General features: G+C 44.0%; 1 protein-coding gene and 1 pseudogene. One reads left to right on the top strand and one right to left on the bottom strand.

The genetic code is table 11. The features are described 5' to 3' along the window. A pseudogene (locus tag R7Z49_RS25820) lies at positions 1–382 on the top strand (glutamate racemase); the annotation flags it as partial. Here R7Z49_RS25820 and R7Z49_RS25815 read toward each other — a convergent pair. Further along, a partial coding sequence (locus tag R7Z49_RS25815) for an RNA-binding protein (protein WP_318112519.1) occupies positions 336–637 on the bottom strand: 302 nt, incomplete at its 5' end. The pseudogene R7Z49_RS25820 and the gene R7Z49_RS25815 overlap by 47 nt on opposite strands.

The following is a 637-nucleotide window of genomic DNA, read 5'->3' as shown; positions in this document are numbered from 1 at the left end:
AGGTTCGACGCGTTTGGTTGATATGGCAGAAGAAAAGCTACGTGGTGAAAGTGTTCCTTTGGATGAACTGAAAAGTATCTTATCGCCGCTATGCAATAAAGTAGACGTCGCTGTACTTGGTTGTACACACTTCCCATTAATCAAAAGCGAAATTCAGCAAGTGCTGGGTAGCAACGTCGTTTTGATTGATTCTGGGGAGGCGATAGCGCGCCGGGTTAAAGCATTACTGTCTTGTGGTGAGCTTGAAGAGAAAGAAGAAGGGATAAAACGAATCTTTGCCAGCGCACCTCCTTGGCAAGAAGATGCACTGAACATTTGTTTGGCGAAATTAGGATTTAATCCAGTTCAGATTTATCGCCATCTGGATGTTTCGGATCGTTAGCAATACGCACTTTAAGTGTTCGCTCCATATATTCCCTTTCATTTAACTTCGCGATAGCCGGTTCTGCGTCAGCAGCGGCCATAACGACAAAACCAAACCCTCTTCTTTTACCTGTGCGTTTATCTTTCATTAAGCGCACAGCAAATACCTGCCCATACTCTGCAAATAAATCACGAACGTGACTCTCATTTGCTTTATAAGGAAGGTTACCGACATACAGCGTTTTAGTTGACGGATCCGATTCCGTTGGTTGAA

It is taken from the genome of Vibrio sp. 1562 (assembly GCF_033340155.1).
Classification (GTDB): domain Bacteria; phylum Pseudomonadota; class Gammaproteobacteria; order Enterobacterales; family Vibrionaceae; genus Vibrio; species Vibrio alginolyticus.
Note: the sequence above shows the minus strand (reverse complement) of the source record. Positions and strands in the feature narration are given on the sequence as shown.